This window comes from Aquibaculum sediminis (genome assembly GCF_040712085.1).
Lineage (GTDB): Bacteria > Pseudomonadota > Alphaproteobacteria > Kiloniellales > DSM-21159 > Aquibaculum > Aquibaculum sediminis.
On record NZ_JBFCVK010000008.1, the window covers coordinates 143,416 to 166,339 of the forward strand.

Below are 22,924 nucleotides of genomic sequence, written 5' to 3' on the forward strand. Positions count from 1 at the left end.
ACGCAGCCTTCCTATTTCTTGGACTTGGAACCGCCGGCGCTCTTGCCGCCACCGGATCCACCCGACCCGGATCCGCCGGAGCCTGAGTCATCACCGCCGGAACCGCTCTTGCCACCGCTGCCGCCGCTACCGGCCTGCTTCTCCAACTCGCCGGCCATGCGGGTCATGTCGGAGGCTTCGCGGATCAGCCCGCCCTGCTTGGTCAGGGCGCCGCCTTCGATGCCGATGTCGGCAAGCAGACTGTCAACCAGCGGCGCCTGCACGCGATAGCGCAGGGCCGAGTTGATGACCTCGTCGGTCATGTTGGCCCGGGGGCCGCCCTGACCACCGCCGCCACCGGTGACGCCATCCAGCTGCATGATGCGGATATCCTGGATCTTCTCCAAGGGCTTGACCGAGGCGGAGACGATGCCTTCGACATGCTCCAGCAGCTTGCGACGGAAGAGCGAGTGGCGTGCCGGGTCGGTAAGCACGTTCTCGGCCTCATAGAGCAGCTTCTGGGCCTCGGCCTCGACGGCGCGGCGCACCTTCTCGGCATCGGCAGCGATCTTCTCCTCTTCCGCCCGCTTCTCGGCCATGACGACGTCGATGCTGCGGCGGCGATTGGCCTCCTCGGTCTCGCGGGTGGTCTTGACCCGCTCCTCCGCCTCGGCCGCACGGGCCCGAGCGACCTCGGCCTCCGCGTGGGCGGCCGACTGCTCGAGCGACTTCTTGTAGAGAGTGATGGCCTTTTCCATCTCGGCCGATTCGAGGTCGCGGGTGCTTTCCACCTCCAGGCGTCGACGCTGGGTCTCCTGCCCGATGCGGGCCTCGTCCAGGCCGCGTTCGGCGGCAATGCGCGTACGCTCCACGTCCTCGTAGGAGGCGATCTCCGCCTCACGCAAGGCCTGCATCCGCGCCACCTCGAGCTGCTCCAGCGCCCGCTTGCGCTCGAGCTGCGCGGCGTCGAGTGCCTGTTCGCGGGCCACGTCGGAGCGTTCCACATCGCGCTGGGCGGCGATTTCGGTCTGGCGCAGCTTGGCCTCGGCTTCCGCACGCTCGCCCTTCTTCGCTGCCAGTTCGATGGCTGCCAGCTCGCCGGCTTCCTCCACCGCACGACGGCGCTGGATGTCGACGGTCTCGACCTCCTGGTCGCGCCCGATTTCGCGAGCACGGGTTTCCTGTTCGGCAGCGATGCGCTCGAAGTCGACCATCTTGCGCTGAGCGATCCGAGCCGCCTCGACGGCTTCGTCGGCCGCAACCTGAGCTTCCTCCAGGATCTTCTTGCGCTCGATGTCGCGGGACCGGGTCTCCTGCTCGGCCACGATGCGCTCGCGCTCGATCTTGGCTTCCAGCTCGATGCGCTGGGATTCCACCAGCTCGCGCGCCGACAGGTCGGCTTCGTCCACTGCCCGGTTGCGCGCGATCTCGCGTTCGCGGGTCTCCTGCTCCGAGGCGATGCGCTCGGCCGCCAGCTGCTTGTCGCGGGCGATGGAAGCCGCTTCCGTCGCCTGCTTGGCGGCGATCTCGGCTTCGTCGAGCATCCGCTGGCGCTCGATCTCCAGCTCTCGGACCTTGCGGTCGGTCTGGATGCGCTCTTCGTTGGTGTTGGCCGCCTCGAGGATGCGCAGCTTCTCGGTCGCCTCGCGCGCTGCGATCTCTGCCTGCTCGATGGTCTGCGCCCGCTCGATCTCGCGGCGGCGGATTTCCTCCTCGTTGGCGATGCGGGCATCGGCCAGCGCGCGCTCCTGCGCCAGCCGGGCCTTCTCCGTGGCCTCGCGAGCGGCGATCTCCGCCTGCTCCACCTCACGCTGCCGCGTGATTTCGCGGGTCTGAGTTTCCTGCTCGTTGGAGATGCGCGCTTCGTGCACGGCGCGCTCCTGGGCGATGCGGGCCTTTTCGGTCGCTTCGCGGCTGGAGATCTCCCAGGCCTCGATGTCCCTCTGGCGCTCGATCTCCCACTGGCGCACCTCCCGCTCGGAGGCAATGCGGCTTTCGGAGATGGCGCGTTCATTGGCGATGCGCGCCCGCTCGATGGACTCGCGCGCCGTGATCTGCGCGGTTTCGGCCTCGGTCTCGCGCTCGGCCCGCTCACGCGCCAACTGGGCGCGCTGATGGGCACGGCGGAACTCGACGTCACGCTCCTGCTCCAGGCGGGCTTCCTCGCTGGCCCGCTCGATCTCCAGGGACTGCTTCTCCGCTTCCAGATTGCGGGTGCGAATGCGGATCATCGAGTCCTGCTCGATGTCGTTGCGCAGCTTGCGCCGCTCCTCGATGTCCTGGATGAGCGCGGTCAAGCCCTCGGCGTCAAAGCGGTTCGAGGGGTTGAAGTATTCGAGCGCCGTCTGGTCGATGTCGATGATCGCCACCGATTCCAGTTCAAGGCCGTTGCGCTCCAGATCCTCCTGTGCCGCGTCACGCACGCGGGAGACATAGGCGCCGCGCTGCTCGTGCATCTCGCCCATGGACATTTCGGCGGCCACGGCGCGCATGGCCGACTCGAACTTGCCCACCAGCAATTCATTGAGATTGCGTGCTTCCAGCGTGCGCCGGCCCAGAGTGGCGGCTGCGAGAGAGACAGCTTCGCGGGTCGGGCGGACCCGTACGTAGAACTCCGCCTCCACGTCGACGCGCATCCGGTCCTTGGTGATCAGGGCCTGGTCTTTGCTGCGCTCCACTTCGAGCGCCAGCGTGTTCAGGTTGACCGGCGTGGTGTCGTGGACGATCGGCCAGACGAAGGCGCCACCGTCGATCACCACTTTCTCGCCCAGGAAGCCAGTTCGCACGAAGGCAATTTCCTTCGTGGAGCGACGGTAAAGCCACGTCATGACCCAGTAGATAATGGCAATGACGATGACAAGGGCGATAAGCCACAAGATGCCCTGGCCGATGAAATCCCCGGTCATTGTACTTCCTCCCGCAGCGACGTCGGCATTATTCTTCTACCTTCCGTCTGCATATCATTTGCCCTTAACTTGCTTGAACCGGCGTGTCTGTTCCGTCAAAGCGACTTCGGTCGGCAGACGCTCCATAGAGGAGGCGCCATAGAAGCCGTGACACGCAGCGGTGTTCTTCAAGACGTACTCGGCGTCCTCCGGCATGGCGACGGGGCCGCCATGCACCAGAACGATCACCTCCGAATTGACCTTGAGCGCCGCCTCGGCCCATTCATCGACCAGGGCCGGGCAGTCCTCCAGCTTGAGCGCGGTCTCCGCCCCGATGCTGCCCCCGGTGGTCAGGCCCATGTGGCAGACCACGATGTCTGCACCGGCCTTGGCCATGGCCGTAGCCTCGTCCGCGTTGAAGACGTAAGGCGTGGTCAGGAGGTCCTTGCCGCGGGCCTTGGCGATCATGTCGACCTCCAGGCCGTAGGACATGCCGGTCTCCTCCAGATTGGACCGGAAGGTCCCGTCGATGATCCCCACGGTGGGGAAGTTCTGCACGCCCGCGAAGCCGATGCGCTTCACCTCATCGAGGAAAACGTCCATGTCGCGGAAGGGGTCCGTTCCGTTCACACCGGCCAGCACCGGCGTGTTGCGCACCACCGGTAGGACCTCGCGCGCCATATCCATCACGATCTGGTTCGCATCGCCGTAGGCCAGCAGACCGGCCAGCGAACCGCGCCCGGCCATGCGGTAGCGGCCCGAGTTGTAGATCACGATGAGATCGATGCCGCCGGCTTCCTCGCACTTGGCGGAAAGACCGGTTCCGGCACCACCCCCGACGATGGGCTCACCGCGCTCGATCATGGCGCGGAAGCGTTCCAGAATGGCGCTGCGGCTCTGACTCATGATGTCACCTGCTCCTGGTCTTCTGCTTTGGCCGCCCGCCGCCGTGCAGCGCCCGGAAGGCAGCCACCACTTCGGCCGCAAAGGCCGGGTCATTGATGTTGTGCGGCACGCGGATCAACTGGCGCGTGGCCGTCTGGTGCACGGTGCGCTCCAGCGCGGCGAAGAGCGCCCGGTCGGCGGCCGGGTCATGGAAGGGCTGCCCGGGCGCATCCAGTGCGGAGACACCGCCCTCCGGCAGGAAGAAGCGCACCGGCGCCTCCATGCGGTTCAGGCGCTCGCCGATCCACTGCCCGATCGCCTTGTTCTCCTCCGGCGAGGTGCGCATCAGCGTCACCTGCGGATTGTGGCGATAGAGATTGCGTTCGCGGAAACGCTCTGGGACGGTCTCGGGCGCGGCGAAGTTCACCATGTCCAGGGCGCCGCAAGAGCCGATGTAGGGCATGTTGCGCCGGATCATGGCGCCGAAGCGATCCTCGCTGGCCGGGAAGATGCCGCCCACCAGCAGGTCGCAGACCTCGGTGGTGGTCACGTCGACCACGCCCTGCACCAGGCCGCTGTCCACCAGCTTTTCCATCGACTGCCCGCCGATGCCGGTGGCATGGAAGACGAGGCAATCATAGTCCCGCTCAAGGGCTGCAGAGATCTGCCGCACGCAAGGGGTGGTAACCCCGAACATGCTGAGCGCCACCGCCGGCAGGCCGTCGCTCTGCATCGCGACCTGCGGATCGGCGTCGCGCCGGGCCTGCACCATGCCGATCATGGCATTGGCGCCGTTGGCCAGCACCTGCCGGGTGATGGAATTGAGCCCCTGCACGTCGGCCACCGAGTGCATCATCACGATGTCGGAGGGACCGACGTAACGGGCGACATCACCGGAGGCCACGGTGGAGATGATCAACTTGGGCACGCCCACCGGCAGGACCCGCATGGCCGGCGCGACGATGGCGGTTCCGCCCGAGCCGCCGGCAGAGATGATGCCGGCGATCCCGGACTGGCGCTTGATCCAGCGCTCGAAGGCCAGCGTCATTCCCGCGACCGACTCGCCACGGTCGCTGCCGAATACGCCGCTCGCGCCCCGGGGGTGAAAGGCAGCGATCTGGTGCGCGGGCACCTCCGCTCCGGAGTGATGGCCCGAAGAGGTGGAGAGGTCCACCAGCCGCACCGGCAGTCCGGCTGCCCGAACGAGATCACGGATGAAGCGCAGCTCCTCGCCCTTGGTGTCGAGCGTGCCGGCGACGAGCACCACCTGCTCGCCCGTCGCGACCAAGGGACGCAGCTCGGCCTGGGCCGAACGGGCCGCGGCAACCGTTCCCGTCGGTGCCCGGGTGAGCGTGCGCGCCTGCTGGATCAACAGGCGCCGCGGCACCGGCTTGGACCAGCGGGTCGGCACCACCGGGTTCGACTGATAGACGCGCAGGGACTGCGGCGCCTGCGGCTTGGCCTCGTCAGCGGACGGTTCGCTGCCGCTGGCCGGCTCCTCTGCCGCGTCTTCGCCGTGCCGGCCCACGCCCAGCAGGCGCTGCTGCAGCTCCCGGTCGGCGGCCAATTGGCCGGCATCGGCCACGCGATTGATACGGCCGTTGACCATGATGCCGACTTTCTCGGCCACCGTGGTGGCAACGCCGATGTTCTGCTCGATGACCAGAACGTCGATGCCGCTTTCCTCGCCCAGTTCCAGCAGCATCTCCTCGACCTGCTGCACGATGACCGGCGCCAGACCTTCGGTTGGCTCGTCCATGATCAGCAGGCGGGGGTTCAGCAGCAGCGCCCGGGCGATAGCCAGCATCTGCTGCTCACCGCCGGAGAGTTGACCGCCGCCGTTGTTCTTCCGCTCGGCCAGCCGGGGGAAGGTGGTGTAGATGCGATCCACCGTCCAGCTGCCCTGGTGACCGGCCGAGACCATTCGCAGGTGCTCATCCACTGTGAGCGACCGCCAAAGCCGCCGGCCCTGCGGCACGTAGCCGACGCCCATTTGCGCCACCTGCGCCGGGGAGCGGCCAAGCAGGGACTCGCCGTGAAAGCTGATGGAGCCGCTCGACGCCGGCACCAGGCCCATGATGGCCTTGCACAGCGTTGTCTTGCCCATGCCGTTGCGCCCGACCACCGACAACACACCCTGCTGCAGAGTCAGGTTGACACCCTGCAAGGCGTGGGAGGAGCCGTAGTAGACGTTGAGGTCGTGGACCTCGAGCGCAGGGGCTCCCTGGCGCGCGCGCTCAGCCATGCCCCCCTCCCAGATAGAGTTCCTGCACCTCGGGATCGCTCTCGATCTCGCTGGGCAGGCCTTCCTTGAAGATGCGGCCGTTGTGCATCATCGACACGCTTTCCGCGACGCGCAGCGCCACATCCATGTCATGCTCAATGATGATGTAGCCGATGTGGCTGGGAAGGTTGGTGAGAATCTCCACCAGTTCCGCGCGCTCTTTCGGGGACAGGCCCGCCGCCGGTTCGTCGAAGAGCACGAAGCGCGGTGCACCGGCCAGGGCCAGGGCGATCTCGAGCTGGCGCTGCTGTCCGTAGGAGAGATCCGACACCTTGGTCTGCGCGATGTCCGAAAGGTGCACGGCCTCGATCAGTTCGTAGGCCGACTGGACCAGCGCGTCGCCCTTTCGCGGTCGCAGCATGGAAAAGCGCCCGCGGGAGACGCCGCGACAGGCCAGGTAGACATTGTCGAACACCGTCAGTCCGGTGAAGAGCAGCGAAATCTGATAGGTGCGGCGCAGCCCGCGGCGGATGCGCTCATGTGCCGGGAAGTTGGTCACGTCCTCCCCGAAGAGCCGGATGGTGCCCGAGGTGGGCAGGAAGTCTCCGGTCACGCAGTTGAAGAGCGTGGTCTTGCCCGCGCCGTTGGAGCCCAGCACCGCACGGCGTTCGCCCGGCTTGACCGTGATGGTCACATCGGTGAGCGCCGCCAGCGCGCCGAAGCGCTTGGTCACGCCGCGCAGTTCCAGCGCGTTGGCCGTGCCGGCCGCAGAGAGACGTTCTGAGACGGAGCGGACCGTGGCCGTGCTCATGACGCCTCCGGCTTGTCGACGAGAGGATCACGCCGGCGGCGACGGCGGGCACGCCAGCGTTCCCAGAGCCCGAGCACCCCGTCGGGGGACCAGTAGACAACCACGAGGAAGCCTAGGCCGATCAGAAGCTTATAGCGATCGCCTGCCATGGAGAGTGCCTGGAGCACATCCGGCGAGAAGGTGCGCAGCAGTACGTAGATGAAGGCGCCGATGAAGGGGCCGATGGGCCGGGCGATGCCGCCAACGATGGCGATCACCAGGATGTCGATCACCGCCGGGAGCCCCGCGGTACCGGGCGAGATCTGCGCGTTCTGCCAGACCAACAGGATGCCGCCGATGGCCGCGATCACGGCCGCGAAGGTATAAGCGGTGATGCGATGGGCCACGACATTGAAGCCCAGGGCGGCCATGCGTCGGGGATTATCCCGGATTCCCTGCAGGGCCAGCCCGAAGGGCGCGCGCGAGACATAGACAACCACCAGATAGCAGATCGTCGCGCAGCCGAGTGTCAGGTAATAGAACGGTATGGCGCCGCGCCAGTTCACACCGAAGAGCTGCGGCGGCACCACGTCGCCGAAGCCCGAATAGCCGTTGAATATCGTGTAGTTCTGGCGCGTGAAGTAGAAGAAGGCCGCGGCGAAGGCCAAGGTGATCATGATCGTGTAGATACCCTCGGTGCGCACCGCGAGGGCGCCGATGAGGGTGGCAAAGATGGCGGCGATAAGGATCGCCACCGGCACATTGAGCCACCAGGGCCAGCCCAGGCTGATGGACGTCGCGCCGCTGTCACCTAGGATCGCCACCATGTAGCCGCCCAATGCCGCAATGGACATCTGCGCCAGGCTGACCATGCCGCCGTAGCCGGCCAGGAACATCAGGCTGAGCGCGATCATGCCCAGGATGAAAGCCCAGCCGAAGATCTGGTAGAGGAAGAAGTCGTTGGCGATCAGCGGCATGAGCAGCAGGATCGCGCCGACGACCCAATAGGCGAGCGGGATGCCCTGCACCCAGTCGTTCAGGCGCGTCGCCAGGCTGCGCCGGGTCTCGGTTTGGGACTGCTGAGGGGAGTCGCTGACGGCCATGGTCCCTAGCGCCCCATCAGTCCCTGCGGCCGGAAGGCCAGGACCGCCGCCATGATCAGGAAGGTGAAGACCACCGAATAGGTCGGCGCATAGACCGAGCCGAGCTGTTCCGCCAGACCGATCAGCACGGCGCCCAGCGCAGCGCCCAGGATCGAGCCCATGCCACCCACGATCACCACCACCAGCGAGGCCAGGAGGAAACGCATGTCCTCACCGGCCACGACCGATTGGAAGGTACCGCCGACAATTCCTGCCACGCCGGCCAGACCGGCACCGAAGGCGAAGACCACCATAAAGATGATCTGCACCCGCACGCCCGAGGCGGCGAGCATGTCGCGGTCATCGACGCCGGCACGAATCAGCATGCCAATGCGGGTGCGGTTCAAGGCCAACCACATGAGAATGCCCAGCACGATGGAGGCCACCAGGATGGCGATGCGCACCGAGGGATAGCGCAGAAAATAGATGTCGTCCCCGCGCACCGCCGCCACCAGCGGCAACTCCACCGGGCCGCGCAGCCAGTCGGGAGTGAGAATCTGGTAGGAGGAGCCGCCCCAGAGCCAGAGCATGATGTCGGCCAGCACGATGGATATGCCAATGGTCACCAGGGTCTGGCGCAGATCCTCGCCTTCCATGCGGCGAAAGACGGTGTACTGCAGCACCACGCCAAGCAGGGCGACGGCAATGAACACGACGACGAAGGAGAAGAGCCAGCTTCCGGTCGCGTCGGATACCTCATAACCGAGATAGCCGCCCAGGAGGTAGAGCGAGCCGTGGGCCAGATTGACGTTCTTCATCAAGCCGAAAATCAGCGTGAAGCCGCTGGCCACCAGGAAGTAGAGCGCCCCCAAGGTGACACCGTTGAAGACCGCATTGAGGAAAATCTGCTTGCGCCCGAGGACTTCCTCCATGCCGGCCGACCAGGGCGCAATGATGAAGTAGAGCAGCACAGCTGCCGCCAGGGCGATGACGACGGTCCAGACCGGATTACGCCGGATGAGGTCGTTCACGCGGCCCCTCCCACCGTCCTGTTTCCGGACGCCACTGTCATCCTATCCTCCCTGTTGCAGCCTGAGCGGGCACAGGCCTATGCGCGCCGAATCCGAGCCCGGCTGCTGTCTGTCGCTAGGCTAAGCGCAAAGCGCATGGGAGCGCATACCCGACAGTCTCTTGCTGTCGCCGATCGGATGAAGTTTGACCCCAATGCGGGACGACGCCGGCTGGGACTACGCCGCGCCAGACGCATCACGCCGCGTCAGCGAAGTGCACGATCCGACGATAGTCGCTGGGCGCGATGCCCACGTTGGCGATGAAGAAACGCGTGAAGCTGGCCTGGGAGGAGAAGCCGAGGTCGAGGCCGATATCGGTGACGGGATCGACGCTGGTCACGAGGCGATCGATCGCGTTCTCCATCCGCAGGGTGTTGAGATACATGTTGGGCGTGATCCCAACCTGCTGGCGAAAGAGCTTGTAGAAATGCGGTCGGGACAGTCCGGCGCCGCGCGCTATTCGATCCAGCACCACACGCTCGCTCACCCTTTCGCGCATCAGCTTGATGGCATTGCGCACGCGGAAATCGCGCACCGGCGGCGCGCAACGGGTGAAGGAAGCCCCTTCGGCGATCCACTGCCAGGACTGGTCGAAGCTTTCCTGGGTCAATCCGTAGAGATAGCCGGCGACATAGCTGTCGTCCGCATCCTCCAGCATCGCACCGGCAATCTTGAAGACCAGACGATTGATCGTCTCGGTTACGTCGATAGGGCTGCGCCCGAAGCGCAGCGAGGCGCTGGCCCGGCGGCTCGCCTCCAGAAACCAGAAGGGTTTGATGTAGAGCGTGAGATAGAGCGACAGCTTGCCGGGATGCAGGCAGCGATAGTTGTGCGGCTGCCAGGGGCTGACCGCAACGCCCTGCCCCGGCCCCAGCGGATAGTATTCCCCTTCGATATCAATGGACCCCGGCGGACCCTGGACGTGAAAGATCAGGTGCCCTTCGCGATGCGCGTGCAGCGTCATCGAGCGATCCAGGTTATAGAGCGCCACCCGTCCGAATGGTCCATGATGCACTGCCAGTGCAGTACTCATCGTCCTCCCCCACCGTCGAACCGGGCAGCACCACCGGATTGGCGCAAGCACTCCCGCCGCCCGTCGAACGGCTTCCTTATTGCTTGGCAGTCTATCTCAGCCCTTGATTGAGTCCAGAGACTCATGACGATGGTTCCCTCGGCGTGGTCACAGCGCCTCCTGCAGCAGCGCGAGGTAATCGGACGCATCCGCCTTGCGCGGGTTTGTGCGATTGGCGTGATCACGCGCGGCAAAGCAGGCCGCCTGCTCAAGGGTCGCCGCATCGGCCCCCAGCTCCGACAGGCAGCCAGGCAGTCCGACCCGCTCGCGCAGGCCGACGATGGCCTGACCCAGTCCGGTCGCCTGGGAAAGAGCCAGTTCGCGCCGTATCTCCTCATAGCGCCCCCCGGCAGCAGGTGCATTGAACTCTAGCACCAGCGGCAGCAGCACGCCGGTGATGGCTCCGTGGTCGCTCTGGCCCAGCCCCAGCCCGCAAAGCGCATTGCTCATGGCATGCACCCCGCCAAGCCCCTTCTGTTGTGCCAAGGCGCCGTTGAGCCCGGCGGCCATCACCTCCCGGCGGGCTTCAAGGTCGTCCCCCTGCGCGACGGCCCGCTCAAGATTGCCAAAGGCGCGGCGCATCCCGTCCAGAGCCATGCCGTCAGCCGGTGGATTGAAAGCCGAGGAGATGAAGGTCTCCATGCAATGGGTCAGGGCATCCATGCCCGTGCTGGCCGTACGTTCGGGCGAGAGATCCAGAGTCAGGGTGGGGTCGCAGATGACCACCCGGGGAATCAGGTGGGGGCTGACCACCGCATGATTCGGCCCCTCTTCCATCGCGATCAATGCCACACCGGAAACATCGGCGCCGGCCCCGGCGACGGTGGGAATCGCGAGCAGCGGCGGCAGCACGTTGCGGATACGCGCCATGCCTCCCTCGCTTCCCAGGTAGCTGCAGAGCGTTCCTTCATGAGTGATGCGAATGGCGGCCACCTTGGCCAGATCGCAGGCAATGGCGCCGCCGAACGCGATCAGGCTGTCGCAGGCCTGTTCCCGGTATAACTCTGCGGCCTTGTCGCAGGCCTCCCGGGTGACACGGGTTTCCGTCAGGGTGAGGTAGTGCGCACGAACGCTACGGGGGATGGCAAGCGTGAGACGGCCCAAGGCCAAGTCGCGGGCCCCGTCCCTGTCGCAGAGCACCAGGGGTCGCCTGGCGCCGAGCGCTTCCAGCTCGCTCTCCAGTGCGTGCTCCAGCACGTGATCGGCGAAATGGATCCGGGTGACATAGGTGATGAGCGACATGGCTTGCGCAGCGCCCCCGTCCGCCGGCTCCGCAAGGCTGCCGCCTGCCGGATCCGGCAGGCGGCTCACACCCTGGTCAGGCTCTAAGAAAAGAGCGAACCGGCGGCGCAGTGCCGCCGGTTCGATACCGGGTTACTGGTTGCGGAGAGCCTCGCAGTCCGGCGTGTCGCGCGACGGCAGACCCAGGGCCGAGAACTCCTCCTCGGACATGCCGAGCATCTGATCGACATCCTCCACCCGCGACTTGAAGGTGTTGTGGAGCTCGCCGTCCTCACCCTCGACCACTTCGGTGATGAAGACCGACGCAATCGCCTGACGCTTGTCGTCGACGGTGATCCGCCCGTTGGGCGCTTCCATGTCGATGGCCGACAGAGCGGCGTGGAAATTCGCCTGATCGTCGTCCAGTTCGCCGTCGATCTCGTCAAGCGCGATCAACGCCGCCATGGTGGCATTGTAGTAGTTGGTGGCGAACAGCGAGGGAGAGGCGAAACGCTCCCCTTCCGGGAAGGTGTTCTGATAGTTCTCCACATAGGCCTGCCAGCCCTCGTTATCCCAGTCATCGGCGATTGGGCCGGAGGTCGGAGTGCCAACCAGGGCCTCCTTGGCACGGCCGCGAGCCGAGAGCACCGTCTGGTCGGCCATGATGGTGCCGCCGATCAGGTTGGTGTCACCGCCGGCCTGCTCATACTGGTTGAGGAAGTTGACGGCATCCGAACCACCCACGCCCAGGTAGATGGCATCGACGTCGTACGGCAGAGCCGCAATGATCGAGGCGAAGTCGCCGCTGCCCAGCGGCAGCCAGAAGCGGTCGACAATCTCACCGCCCGCCTCACAGAAGTCGACGGCAAAACCCATGAAGTTGGTGTAGCCGAAGGAGTAGTCGGCGGCGATGGTCGCCACGCGGGTCCAGCCTTTCTCCTCGATGACGTAGCTGCCGAGACCGTAACCCCACTGCATGCCGTTGGCGTTGTAGCGGAAGTAGTTCTCGGCCGGATCGACATAGGTGGTCTCCATGGCGCCGGAGGCCGCGTCGATGATGGTCTTGTTCGGAATGGTCTTGGCATAGTCGCGCAGTGCGATGCCCTGGGAGCCCGACAGCGGGCCGATAATGAAGTCGACCTCTTCCTGCTCGATGAGACGACGGGCCTGGCGCACGGCGTTGTCCGGCGTTTCGTCGGTCGGGCCCAGCACCCATTCGATCGTCTTGCCGTCGATCTCGCTGTCGTAGTTGTTCAAGGCCATCTGGAAGCCGCGGATACCGTCGTTCCCGCCTTCCGTGAACACGCCTTCCTGCGGTGCCAGCAGGCCGATCTTGATGACGCCATCCTCGGCCATCGCAAGACCCGGCGCCAACATGGCGATGGTCGCGACCGTACCGATGAGTTGCTTTTTCATACTGCCTTATCCTCCCTGAACCTGGCCGCTTCACTGCGGCATGGCAAATTGCATTCCAGTGGCCCTGCCGCCGGTGCGTACCCGTTGCGGACCGGCATTGCCACCTGAGCCCCGGCGTGCTTAAAGCGCCGCCGATCAGGCTGGCAGTCAGGTTAGGAGAAAGCTCCTTTGAGACTGATGCCCCCTCGTGCCGCCTTATACCCTTGCGTCTGATTTTCCGCTGAGATGGGCGAAACCGGCCGCTGCCGGGCCGTGCCGCGAACAGCGAACGATCATTGACAGTTTCGATTGTAGAGCCCTATCAATTCATAATGTCGACGTATTTCGTTCACCTGCGCACCTTTCAGGCAGTCGCGGTCCATCGCGGCTTTACCGCCGCCGGACGGGCGCTTGGCATCGGCCAACCCACGGTCACCACCCAGATCCGCGAACTGGAGGAGCGCTTTCAGGTCGAGCTCCTGCAAAGGTGCGGCCGCAAGATCGAACTGACGGAGGCCGGTCAGTCGCTGTTCGAGATCACGCAGCGCATGATGAGCCTCTACACCGAAGCCGAAGAACTGCTCACCAACCAGGGCCGCTTCCGGTATGGAGAGTTGAGCCTAGCCTCTATCGGGGCCTTCCACGCAACGCGCATGCTGGGCACCTTCAAGCGAAGCTACCCGGAAGTCTCCATGACCATCCATCTGGGCACGGGACAGGAAACGCTGAGCCGCCTGCTGGACATGACGGCGGACGTCGCCATCCTGGCCCAGGAGGTCAGCGACCCGGCCGTCGTCAGCTCCAAGTACTGCTCCCACCCCCTTCTGGTCAGCGTCCATCGCAGTCACGAGTGGTTCGAACGCGAGTCCGTCAGACTGGCCGACCTGGCGGACCAGCCGCTGGTGCTCCGCGAAAGGGGCTCGACTTCGCGGCGCATCCTGGAGAAAGCCCTCGAGGAGGCCGGCGTCGCCACACGGTCCGTGCTGGAGATCACCTCACCTGATGGGGTGCGCAAGGCAGTGGAGAACGGACTGGGCATCGGCGTCTTGCCCGACTTCGAGACCGCCGCCCACCCGGATGTCCGGGCAGTGCGGATCGAGGAGGAGGCGCTGTGCATGGTGTTCCGCATCGCCTACCTGCGCGACCGCAAGAACTCGCCCAAGATCAAGGCCTTCCTGCGGGTATTCAGCAAGCAGCATCCGCACGCAAACCAATCCCAGGAAGCCGTTTAGCCTTCGCCCAGCCAGTCCAGGATAGGGTTGATCTGCTCGTCGCTCATCAGCGCAGGGGCATGACCACTCTCGGCGATCTCCACCACCTGCGCCCGCGGCCCACGTTCGCTCATCTCCCGCGCGGTATCCGCTGTGAGCAGTTCCGACTGGCCGCCGCGATAGACCAGGACAGGCAGGCGCAGTTGATCCCAGAAGGCCCAGAGATCCACATCACCCTCCAGGCTCTCGGCAAAGGCCTTGCCGATGGCCGGATCGTAGTTGCGGCGCCACCCCTCCCCCTCGGCTGTGAGGGATCTTTCCACCAGCCGCTGCCACTGCGCCTCGGTGAGCGGACCGAAACCGGCGTAGGCGGCCCGAAGATCGGCATAGGCCGACTTGTAGTCAGGCCAGGACTGCTGCTCCCCGACCTGCTGCGAAAGCCGTGACAGCGCTGCAGCCGGCAGGAAGGGACCGATGTCGTTCATCATCAGGCGCCGGAGCGGCGTGCCGGGGAGCGCGGCAAGAAAGAGCCCGATGAGCCCCCCCATCGAGGTCCCGACCCAGTCCACCTCCTCCACATCGAGGCGCGCGAGCAGGGCATTAATGTCCTGGAGGTACTGCGGGAAGGCATAGCCGCTTGGGTCGGCCAGTGGTTCGCTGTCGCCGCGGCCCACCACATCGGGACAGATAACGCGCCACCCCCGTGCGGCCGCAGCGGCGGCCAGTTCATCGAAGTCGCGGCCGTTACGGGTCAGCCCATGGACGCAAACCAGCGTCCGCTTGGCATCCGCCGCCCCCCATTCCCGATAGGCGACGCGGTGAAAGCCACTGAGAGACAAGCCTCGAAAATGGCGGAGTTTTGCCGACTGCTGCATGGCTGCACGCTTCCTCTTTCTGTGCGCCTGGCTCCATCGGTTAGCAGATGGCCATTGCCGACGCGAGCCCTCTTGACCAGGATTCTATACGTTGATATCAACTTGATTACTCTTCCACCAACAGGGCCAAACATCATGGATACAACCGTCACCAATCTCGACCTGCAAGCCGACGCCGAACGTTTCGTTGCAGACTGCCTCCAGGCCATCAACAGCTCAGACCTGGACGCCATTGCCGCCCACTACGACGAGGCCGTCGTGGCGTTCGACGCGATCGGTCCATTACAGATTTCCGGCCGGGAGGCCTACCTGGCGCATTGGAAGACCTGCATGGAGATGTGCAGCAACATGTCCTTCGAGCCTCATCATCTCAGCGTGCAGGCCAGCGGTGACCTCCTGATGGCCCACTGCCTCGCAAACTGTGTCGGCGCCGATGCCGAAGGAAATCCGCAATCCGGCTGGGTGCGCATGTCGCTGGCCGCCCGCAAGACGCCCGCGGGCTGGCGCATCATCCACGATCACTTCTCGCTGCCCTTCGACCCGGTCAGCCTGAAGGCACAGGTCGAAGCCACGCCCTGAGGCCTTGTCTATCCCAGCCCCAAGCGCCGGAGTGTGCCGCTACTGCTGTCGCGCACCCGGCGCATGAGGCTGCGCACATCCGAACTCACCGCGACCGTTCCCTTGGCCACGTAGGCCTCGTGGTTCTTCTCAATGTCGTCGAGCAGATAGCGGTAGTTGACCATGATGCCCGCCGATTGTCGCAGTCCCTTGGCGGAGGTATCGCCCAGCCAGTTGATCCGCTCCAGGCGCGCGCCGTTGCGCAGATGGAAGCGCGCCACCGGATCGATCGGCTGGCCGTTGCCGCGCTTTTCCATGAAGTAGCGGGCGGCCAGGCGCAGCAGCGGGTCCTTGAGGCTTTCGGCCGCCTTGGCATGGCGGTGCCAGTTCTCGCGGGCCAGCAGGTTTTTCAGGGCCTCCGCCGTATCGTCAGACTGTCCCAGCTTGCGGATGGTGGAGCGTTCGTCGCTGCCCAGGAAGCGGTCCAGGCTTTCACCGTCCACCCCTTCCAGCCAGACACGCAGGCCGGGCACCGGAGAGAGCGTGGCGAAAGTCTTGATCCTCGGCAGATCCTGGCTGAGCTCGCGCACCACCATCTTGATGAGGAAGTCGCCGAAGGTGATGCCGCGCAGGCCCCGCTGCGTGTTCGAGATGGAATAGAAGATCGCGCTGTCCGCCTTGGCCGGATCGGCCGCGGGCGCGTTCTCATCCAACAGATCCTGGACGTTCCCGGCAATCCCCTCCACCAGCGCTACTTCGACAAAGGCCAGTGGCTCGTTGGGCATGCGCGGGTGGAACAGGGCATAGCAGCGCCGATCTGAGTCCAGTCGATTGCGCAGGTCGTCCCATGACTGGATCTCGTGAACCGCCTCATAGGCGATGAGCTTCTCCAGCAGCGCGGCGCTGGACTCCCAGGTTATGCGCCTGAGATCGATAAAGCCGCTATCGAACCAGGAGGTCAGCAAATCCTGTAGATCCTGATCGAGCGCTCGCAGGTGCGGACTGCGGTCCAACAGCGGCAGCAGGTCTGCGCGCATATCCACCAGAAACTTCACACCCTCGGGTAAGCTGTTGAACTGGTGAAGCAAGCGCACGCGCGGCGGCTCCAACACCTCGCGCAGCCGTAAACCAGCCGCGATGCGACCCTGCTCGTCTTCCTGCGCCTGGTAGTCAGCAATGGCCTCAGTAACCGCCGCCTCCTCGACGGCGAAATCACGGGCCAGAACCTCCAGGAACAGTGCGCGGCCCTGCGCATCGAGCTGCAGATAGGCCCGGCCAAGTGAGGCCGCGCGCACGCGCGCTGAAACCTCGCCGCCGCGGGCCTCCAGGCATTCTTTCATCTGCGTCTGCAAGCGCGCGGCATCGGCAACGGCCTCGTCGGAAACCGAAAGACCGACCGTGCGTGCCGCCGAAACGGAAATATCGCGCCAACTCGCCGAAAGATTCGACAGTGCGCGATCGAAAAGTGAAGGAGACTCCTGTTCGGTCATACCAATCCCACATCCGGATTGCGGCGCGCTTCCGCCGCCTGTTCGGTGATAGCCTGCCCGCGCCGGAGCGTGCAATGCAGGTAAAGTGACATATTCCTTACTGGCTGATATGAAGCCTCGCCGATCCGGCAGCCGATCAAAAAAGCAAACAGACGCGTTCTGGGGACCCTTGAGCATGAACCGCAACCTCTATGCCCTTCTTTCGGATCTTTTTCCCGCCGATCGCAGCGCCCCGGTCCTGGAGTTGGGCGACGGGCAGCAGCACGCCTACGCCAATCTGGAAGCCATGGCGGGGCGTTATGCCGCACTGCTGCGCCAACTGGGCGTCAAGCCGGGCGACCGGGTCGCCGTCCAGACCGAGAAGTCGCCGAACGCGCTCTATTTCTACCTCGGCTGCATCCAGGCGGGCGCGGTCTACCTGCCGCTCAATACCGCCTACAAGAAGGCAGAGGTCTCCTACTTTCTGAACGATGCCGAGCCGACTCTGGTGGTCTGCCGCCCCGAGAGCCTCTCCGAGATTCGAGAGGTCGCGCAGGCCGCCGGCGTAGCCCACGTTCGCACCCTCGATTCCGACGGTGGCGGCAGCTTGACCGAGGCCGCCATGGCGCTTGCGCCCGACCCCGAAATCGAGCCGCGCAGCGACGACGACCTCGCCGCCATTCTCTACACCTCCGGCACCACCGGGCGGTCCAAGGGCGCGATGCTGACGCACCGCAACCTCTCCTCCAACGCCTTCGCTCTGCACGAAATCTGGGGCTTCCGCGAGGGAGACGTGCTGCTGCACGCCCTGCCGATCTTCCATGTGCATGGACTTTTCGTCGCCACCAACACCACCCTGGCCAACGGCAGCTCCATGATCTTCCTGCCGCGCTTCGACGCGGACGAGGTGGTGCGCCTGCTGCCCAAAGCGACGCTGATGATGGGCGTGCCGACCTTCTACGTCCGCCTGCTGCAGCATCCGGGCTTCACCCGTGAGCTTGCCGCGCACATGCGGCTGTTCATCTCGGGCTCGGCCCCCCTGCTAGAGGAGACTTTCGCCAGCTTCGAGGAGCGCACCGGCCAGCGCATCCTGGAACGCTATGGCATGACCGAGGCCGGCATGATCACCTCAAACCCCTATGAGGGCGAGCGCCGGGCCGGCACGGTGGGCTTCCCTCTGCCCGAGGTGGAAGTGCGGGTTACCGACGACAGCGGCAAGATTCTCGGCCGCGATGAAATCGGCGTACTGGAGGCTAAAGGTCCCAACATTTTCAAGGGCTACTGGCGCATGCCGGAGAAGACAGCCGAAGAGTTTCGATCGGACGGCTTCTTCATCACCGGCGATATCTCCAAGATCGACGCCGAGGGCTACGTCCATATCGTGGGGCGCGCCAAGGACCTGATCATCTCCGGCGGCTACAATGTCTATCCCAAGGAGATCGAACTGGTGATCGACGCCCTGCCCGGCGTGGTGGAAAGCGCGGTCATCGGCCTGTCGCATCCGGACTTCGGCGAAGCAGTGACCGCCGTGGTCAAGCGCAGCGCACCCGAGTCCACCGATGAGGACGCCATCATGGAGGCCACCAAGGAAGCCCTGGCCGGCTTCAAGGTGCCCAAGAAGGTCTTTTTCGTCGACGAACTGCCGCGCAACACCATGGGCAAAGTGCAGAAGGCCCAGTTGCGCGAAACCTACAAGGACAGCTTCACCGCCTGATCCGGCGGTGTGACAGGGAGACACGAGCCATGGCTGACCAGGATCCTTTCAAGCTGGCACAAGATCTGTCCGGCAAGCATCTGATCGACGGCCAGTTTGTTCCGTCGAATTCCGGCAAGACCTTCGACGTGATCTATCCGGCCACGCTGGAGGTCATCGGAAAGGCTGCCTTCGGCGAGAAGGCCGACGTCGATGCCGCGGTGGCGGCGGCGAAGCAGGCCCAGAAGCCCTGGGCCGCCCTGCCCGCGCGCGAGCGCGGCAAGCTGGTGGCGGAATGCGGCCGGCGCATCGAGGCGCACAAGGAAGAACTGGCGCGCCTCGTGGCCCTGGAAACCGGCAAGGCGCTGCGCACCGAAAGCCGGGTCGAGGCGAGCGTGGTGGCCGACGCCTTCACCTTCTATGGCGGCCTGGCGTCCGAGTTGAAGGGCGAGAGCGTGCCTTTCAATCCGGACATGCTGACCGTGACCCTGCGCGAGCCCATCGGTGTGGTCGGGGCGATCATCCCCTGGAACGTCCCGATGATGCTCATGGCCTTCAAGATCGCGCCGGCCATGGTGGCCGGCAACACGGTGGTGGTGAAGTCGGCCGAGGAGGCGCCCTTCGCGGTCCTGCGCGTCTGCGAGATCATGAACGAGGTGCTGCCGCCTGGCGTGTTCAACATCCTCTCGGGCTTCGGCCCGGAGTGCGGCGCGCCGCTGGTCGAGCATCCCGACGTCGGCAAGGTGACCTTCACCGGCTCGGTCGAGACCGGCAAGATCATCTATCGCGGCGCGGCCGAAAAGCTGATGCCGGTCACGCTGGAGCTGGGCGGCAAGTCGCCGATGATCGTGATGGGCGATGCCGACCTGGAGCGCGCCGTCGCCGGGGCCGTCTCCGGCGTGCGCTTCACTCGGCAGGGTCAGTCCTGCACGGCGGCCAGCCGGATTTATGTCCACGAAAGCCTGCACGACGCCTTCATCGAGGCCCTCAAGGCCAAGGTGGACGCCATGGTGATGGGCGATCCGCTGGACGAGAAGACCGACATCGGTACCATCGTCAGCGAGCAGCAGTACGAGCGCGTGCTGGGCTACATCACCCAGGGCAAGGCTGACGGCGGCACGGCCCACGAAGGCTCCTCCCTGCCGGGCGACGGCAAACTGGCCAAGGGCTACTTCGTGCGCCCGGTGATCTTCACCGACCTGCCCGAGGACAGCCGCGTCATAAGCGAAGAGATCTTCGGGCCTGTGACGGCCATCCAGCGCTTCTCGACCCTGGACGAGGTGATCGAGAAGGCGAATGACAGCGAGTATGGCCTGGCAGCGACGATCTGGACCCGCGACCTCAAGACCGCCATGGAAGGGGTGCGCCGCCTGGAAGCCGGCTTCGTCCAGGTGAACCAGAACCTGGTGGTGCAGCCCAACCTCTCCTACGGCGGCATCAAGCAGTCGGGACTGGGCAAGGAGGCATCGCTCGAAGCCATGCTCGAGCACTTCACCCACAAGAAGACCGCCATCATCAACATGACCTGAGGGGCCGACAGCACCAAATGAGCGGCAAGGCATTCGACCCGACCGATCGCGCCCTCTATCGGGATTGGACCGAGGTCACGATCCGCTATGGGGACATCGACCCGAACAACCACGTCAACAACGGCGCCATCAACCAGTTCTTCGAGGATGGCCGGGTCGACCTGCGCCAGCGCCACATGACCGCCCTGCCCAGCGGCGTGCTCACCGGCTTCGCCCTGGTCAAGTTCTCGGCGAGCTATCACGCAGCGCTGCACTACCCGGGCAAGGTGGAGGTGGGCACCGCCGTCACCCGGGTGGGTCGCAGCTCCTACGAACTGACCCAGGCCATCTTTCAGGGCGAACGCTGCGCCGCCACGGCTGAAGTGGTGACGGTGCACATCGACCCCGAGGCCGGGCGTTCCACGCCCCTGCCGGACGCGGTGCGGGAGATCCTCCAGTCCCTGCTGGTCGGCAGCGAGTAGGGACCACGCCCCTGCGACCGGGGGCAGGCGTGAAATGGCGTGCGCCGCACGGCGCCGCTTCTGCATGAAACCTGATCCCGGCTGCTGTATCATGGTTCGATACGCGCTGCCGGCATCGATGGGCCGGCTGGTTCCTCTCGCCGGAAGCCCTGATGATTTTTCTGCGCCTGCTGAAGTGGAGTGCCCTGGGTCTGGGCGGGCTCCTGCTGATCCTCCTGCTCGCACTGGCGGGCACGCTGTTCTGGCTGCGCGGATCCCTGCCACAGACCGAGGGCGAAGTGCAGGTCGCAAGCCCCGTGGGCGAGGTGGAAATCCTGCGCGACCCCCAGGGGCTGGTGACCATCCGGGCGCAAAGCCACGCCGATGCGATCTACGGCCTGGGCTATGCCCATGCCCAGGACCGCCTGGCCCAGATGGAGTTGATGCGCCGCCTGGGCACTGGCCGCACCGCCGAAGTGGTGGGCCGCATGGGCCTGCGCGGCGACCAACTCTTCCGACAGCTTGAGTTTGCGCGGCTTTCCCAGGCCGCCATAGAGCATCTGGAACCCGAGACGCTTGCAGTGCTCGAAAGCTATGCGGCAGGGGTCAACGGCTTCCTGGCCAGCCACTCCGGCCCCCTACCGCCCGAGTTCCTCCTCGCCGGCAAGCCCGAGCCCTGGGAGCCTTGGCATTCGGTGCTCTGGGGCAAACTCATGGCCTTGCAACTCTCCGGAAACTGGCGGGAAGAACTGCAGAACGCCCGTCTTGCCACCCGACTGAGCGCGCAGGAGATGGCCGAGCTCTTTCCCGAACAGCCGGCCGACGCGCCGGCGACCTTCACCGAAGCCATGCGCCTGGCCGCCGCCGCGCCCAGCCTGCTCGAAGCCCTGCCACAGGCCTGGCAGGAGCGCCGCGGCGCCAGCAACGCCTGGGCGCTCTCGGGCGAGCACACGCAAACGGGCGCGCCGCTGCTGGCCAACGACCCGCATCTCGGCCTGGGCGCGCCCGGCACCTGGTATCTGGCGCGGCTGGAGACGCCAGAGGGTGTCTGGGCCGGGGCCACCGCTCCCGGCGTGCCGGGGGTGGTCATCGGGCATAACGGCCACGTCGCCTGGGGCTTCACCACCACCCACAGCGACACCCAGGACCTGGTGATCGAGCGGCTGGTCGAGGGCGACCCGGATCACTACCAGACCCCGGACGGACCCCGGGCCTTCGAGACCTGGGAGGAAGAGATTGCCGTTCGCGGCAGCGACCCCGAGGTCGTCACCTTCCGCAAGGGCCGCTTCGGGCCGGTGGTCTCGCAAGCCGAAGCCGACGCGCTGGGCCGCGATGTCGCCCTGACCCTCGCCTGGCCCGCACTGCAGGAGGAGGACACCTCCGCTGATGGCCTCGTGCGCTTGAACCAGGCCCGCACCCCGGCCGACTTCGAGGCCGCCTCGGCCCGCTTCGTCGCGCCGCAGCAGAACATCTTCTTCGCCACCACCGAAGGCCACATCGCCTTCGCTGCGCCGGCGCTGGTTCCGATCCGTGACGGCTACGATGGCTCCCTTCCGGTCGAGGGCAGCGAGCGCGAGGCGATCTGGACCGGCTTCATCCCGCGCGCCGACCTGCCACAGACCGTCGATCCGCCGGGCGGGAGACTGGTCAATGCCAACAACCGGCCGGTGGAGCCGGACTATCCCTACCTGCTCGGCACCCGCTGGCCCGAGCCCTATCGCGTGCAGCGAATAGAGTCCGTTCTAGAGGAAGCAGGGAACCCGGATGCCGAGGCAATGGCCGCCTTGCAGATGGACGAGATCTCCCTCATGGCGCGCGACCTGCTACCGATCCTGTTGGCAGGCGAGGCGGAAGATCCACTGTCCGCAGACGCCCAGGCGCTGCTGGGCGCGTGGGACGGCACCATGGATCGGGACCGTCCGGAACCCCTGATCCTCTGGGCCTGGCTCGACGTGCTGCACGAGGGGCTTTTCGCACCTAAGCTCGGCCCGCTCTACGACGAGTTGCGGCGGCTGGAACCGCGCGCCATGAAAGGCATCCTGGAACGCGACGACGGGACCTGGTGCCAGGCACGTGCCACCGACTGCTCGGCCCTGCTGGAGCAGACGCTGCAGCAGGCGCTAGAGGGGCTGGAGGTCACCAACGGCGAGGAACTGCGCGCCCTGCGCTGGGGCGATCGCCATCAGGTCCGCATCGCCCACTTTCTCCTGGGCCGTATCCCCTTGCTTGGCGATCTGCTGGCATTGGAACTTGCCACCGGCGGCGGCGACTACACCATCAACCGCGCCTCCCCGAGCCGCGATCCCGCCAGCCGCTTCCGGCAGGTCCACGGCCCCGGCTTGCGGGCGGTGTTCGATCTTGCCGACCTCGAGGCCTCGCGCTTTTCCATGCTGCCGGGGCAGAGTGGCAATCCCTTCTCGCCGCACTTCGACGATCTGGCACGCTCCTGGCGCGACGGGGAAACGGTGCAACTGGTCGCCCCGGCACAAGCGGAGCGCCGCCGCCTGGTGCTCACTCCCGCCGCCGACAGCAGCAGTGAAGAGTAA

At 65.6% G+C, this 22,924-nt stretch carries 17 protein-coding genes; 6 read left to right on the top strand and 11 right to left on the bottom strand.

Annotated elements, in window-relative coordinates:
- Nucleotides 1–11 precede the first annotated feature (11 nt).
- The 9 genes from ABZ720_RS13955 to ABZ720_RS13995 form a co-directional block, all read right to left on the bottom strand.
- A complete protein-coding gene (locus ABZ720_RS13955; protein WP_366556140.1) occupies nt 12–2,885 on the bottom strand; it encodes a flotillin family protein in 2,874 nt (957 codons plus the stop codon).
- Between the two features lie 54 nt (nt 2,886–2,939).
- Nucleotides 2,940–3,770, bottom strand: coding sequence for a phosphoenolpyruvate hydrolase family protein (locus ABZ720_RS13960; RefSeq protein ID WP_366556141.1), 831 nt, complete (start codon nt 3,768–3,770; stop codon nt 2,940–2,942).
- A gap of 4 nt (nt 3,771–3,774) precedes the next feature.
- Nucleotides 3,775–5,994: an ABC transporter permease gene (locus ABZ720_RS13965; protein ID WP_366556142.1), complete on the bottom strand. Its 2,220-nt coding sequence runs from the start codon at nt 5,992–5,994 to the stop codon at nt 3,775–3,777.
- Nucleotides 5,987–6,784, bottom strand: a complete 798-nt coding sequence (locus tag ABZ720_RS13970) for an ABC transporter ATP-binding protein (protein WP_366556143.1) — start codon at nt 6,782–6,784, stop codon at nt 5,987–5,989. The genes ABZ720_RS13965 and ABZ720_RS13970 overlap by 8 nt, the downstream gene beginning before the upstream one ends.
- Complete coding sequence (locus ABZ720_RS13975) at nt 6,781–7,866, bottom strand: branched-chain amino acid ABC transporter permease (RefSeq protein ID WP_366556144.1); 1,086 nt, start codon at nt 7,864–7,866, stop codon at nt 6,781–6,783. Before ABZ720_RS13975 ends, ABZ720_RS13970 begins: the two co-directional genes overlap by 4 nt.
- Before the next feature lie 5 nt (nt 7,867–7,871).
- Complete coding sequence (locus tag ABZ720_RS13980; RefSeq protein WP_366556145.1) at nt 7,872–8,876, bottom strand: branched-chain amino acid ABC transporter permease; 1,005 nt, start codon at nt 8,874–8,876, stop codon at nt 7,872–7,874.
- A gap of 235 nt (nt 8,877–9,111) precedes the next feature.
- Nucleotides 9,112–9,948, bottom strand: coding sequence for an AraC family transcriptional regulator (locus ABZ720_RS13985; protein WP_366556146.1), 837 nt, complete (start codon nt 9,946–9,948; stop codon nt 9,112–9,114).
- Nucleotides 9,949–10,095: 147 nt separating this feature from the next.
- Nucleotides 10,096–11,298 carry an iron-containing alcohol dehydrogenase gene (locus tag ABZ720_RS13990; RefSeq protein WP_366556147.1) on the bottom strand — a complete coding sequence of 401 codons (1,203 nt, stop codon included), beginning with the start codon at nt 11,296–11,298 and terminating at the stop codon, nt 10,096–10,098.
- A gap of 63 nt (nt 11,299–11,361) precedes the next feature.
- Nucleotides 11,362–12,624 (bottom strand): ABC transporter substrate-binding protein, encoded by a 1,263-nt coding sequence (locus ABZ720_RS13995; RefSeq protein WP_366556148.1) that lies wholly within the window; start codon nt 12,622–12,624, stop codon nt 11,362–11,364.
- Nucleotides 12,625–12,935: 311 nt separating this feature from the next.
- On the opposite strand from ABZ720_RS13995, the gene ABZ720_RS14000 reads away from it, so the two are divergent.
- Nucleotides 12,936–13,835, top strand: coding sequence for a LysR family transcriptional regulator (locus ABZ720_RS14000; RefSeq protein WP_366556149.1), 900 nt, complete (start codon nt 12,936–12,938; stop codon nt 13,833–13,835).
- Here the strand turns inward: ABZ720_RS14000 and ABZ720_RS14005 are convergent.
- Nucleotides 13,832–14,689 carry an alpha/beta fold hydrolase gene (locus ABZ720_RS14005; RefSeq protein ID WP_366556150.1) on the bottom strand — a complete coding sequence of 286 codons (858 nt, stop codon included), beginning with the start codon at nt 14,687–14,689 and terminating at the stop codon, nt 13,832–13,834. The genes ABZ720_RS14000 and ABZ720_RS14005 overlap by 4 nt on opposite strands.
- A 135-nt stretch (nt 14,690–14,824) precedes the next feature.
- Between ABZ720_RS14005 and ABZ720_RS14010 the strand changes: the two genes are divergently transcribed.
- Entirely contained in the window at nt 14,825–15,268 is a 444-nt protein-coding gene (locus ABZ720_RS14010; RefSeq protein WP_366556151.1) for a YybH family protein, read from the top strand.
- Between the two features lie 8 nt (nt 15,269–15,276).
- Here the strand turns inward: ABZ720_RS14010 and ABZ720_RS14015 are convergent, their stop codons facing one another.
- The gene (locus ABZ720_RS14015; protein ID WP_366556152.1) at nt 15,277–16,737 is read right to left on the bottom strand and encodes a malonyl-CoA decarboxylase; all 1,461 of its coding nucleotides are present in this window, start codon (nt 16,735–16,737) and stop codon (nt 15,277–15,279) included.
- Nucleotides 16,738–16,912: 175 nt separating this feature from the next.
- On the opposite strand from ABZ720_RS14015, the gene ABZ720_RS14020 reads away from it, so the two are divergent.
- The 4 genes from ABZ720_RS14020 to ABZ720_RS14035 all read left to right on the top strand — a co-directional run bounded on the left by ABZ720_RS14020 (nt 16,913) and on the right by ABZ720_RS14035 (nt 22,924).
- Nucleotides 16,913–18,430 (top strand): malonate--CoA ligase, encoded by a 1,518-nt coding sequence (locus ABZ720_RS14020; RefSeq protein WP_366556153.1) that lies wholly within the window; start codon nt 16,913–16,915, stop codon nt 18,428–18,430.
- A 29-nt stretch (nt 18,431–18,459) separates the two neighbouring features.
- Nucleotides 18,460–19,938: an aldehyde dehydrogenase family protein gene (locus ABZ720_RS14025; RefSeq protein ID WP_366556154.1), complete on the top strand. Its 1,479-nt coding sequence runs from the start codon at nt 18,460–18,462 to the stop codon at nt 19,936–19,938.
- 17 nt (nt 19,939–19,955) lie between these two features.
- The gene (locus ABZ720_RS14030; RefSeq protein WP_366556155.1) at nt 19,956–20,399 is read left to right on the top strand and encodes an acyl-CoA thioesterase; all 444 of its coding nucleotides are present in this window, start codon (nt 19,956–19,958) and stop codon (nt 20,397–20,399) included.
- A gap of 152 nt (nt 20,400–20,551) precedes the next feature.
- Nucleotides 20,552–22,924: a penicillin acylase family protein gene (locus tag ABZ720_RS14035; protein ID WP_366556156.1), complete on the top strand. Its 2,373-nt coding sequence runs from the start codon at nt 20,552–20,554 to the stop codon at nt 22,922–22,924.